The organism is Rhizobium sp. KNZ2-6A (assembly GCF_056755475.1).
Window position 1 is genome coordinate 1 of record NZ_JBNDIC010000135.1, and the last position, 932, is coordinate 932.

Annotated in this window: 1 pseudogene; it reads left to right on the plus strand. The window is 60.3% G+C overall.

From position 1 onward, the window contains the following. Nucleotides 1-932: pseudogene (locus tag ACPYOP_RS32905) on the plus strand (IS630 family transposase); the annotation flags it as partial.

Sequence of the window (932 nt, forward strand, 5' to 3'; positions counted from 1 at the left end):
GATGGCGGCTCTCGCGCAAATGCTGCTCGGATCGGCAGCGTGACAGTTCAGATCGTGCGCGACTGGGTGGTGCGCTTCAACGCACGCGGTCCCGACGGGCTGATCAACGGAAAGGCTCCGGGCAAGCCGTCGCTGTTGAACGAAGATCAGCGCACTGCCCTGGCACAAGCCATCGAGCGCGGCCCCACGCCTTATCTGGACGGTGTCGTTCGCTGGCGTCTGTGTGATCTGGCCCAGTGGATTTGGGAAGCGTTCCGGGTCTCGGTGAGTGAGGAGACCTTGGGTCGCGAAGCGCGATCAATGGGCTACCGCAAGCTCTCGGCTCGCCCGAAACATCATGCACAGGATGCCGAGGCGGCTGAGGCATTTAAAAAAACTTCCCCGCCGCTGTGGCAGAAATCGCCGCAGGTCCCGCCAAGGGCAAAGTGATCGAAATCTGGTTCCAGGACGAGGCCCGTATCGGGCAGAAGAACAAGATCACCCGCCGTTGGGCCAAGCGTGGATCAAGGCCATCCGCGCCGCACGACCAGCGCACCCGCTCGGCCTATATCTTCGGCGCGATCTGCCCTCAGCACGGCAAGGCCGCCGCCCTCGTCATGCCATGGTGCGATACCCATGCCATGAACCAGCATCTGATTGAAATCGCCAGAAACATCACTGAGGACGGGCACGCCATTCTCATCATGGACCAGGCAGGATGGCACATGTCCAACAACCTTGCCGTCCCCGAAAACATCACCATCCTGCCTCTGCCGCCGAAATCGCCCGAACTGATACCAGTCGAAAACATCTGGCAGTTCATGAGGGATAACTGGCTCTCCAACCGCATCTTCAAGTCCTACGAGGATATCGTCGACCACTGCTGCTACGCCTGGCGAACACTGCAGGAGCGGCCATGGAAGATCATGTCAATTGCCCGACGGCAATGGGCA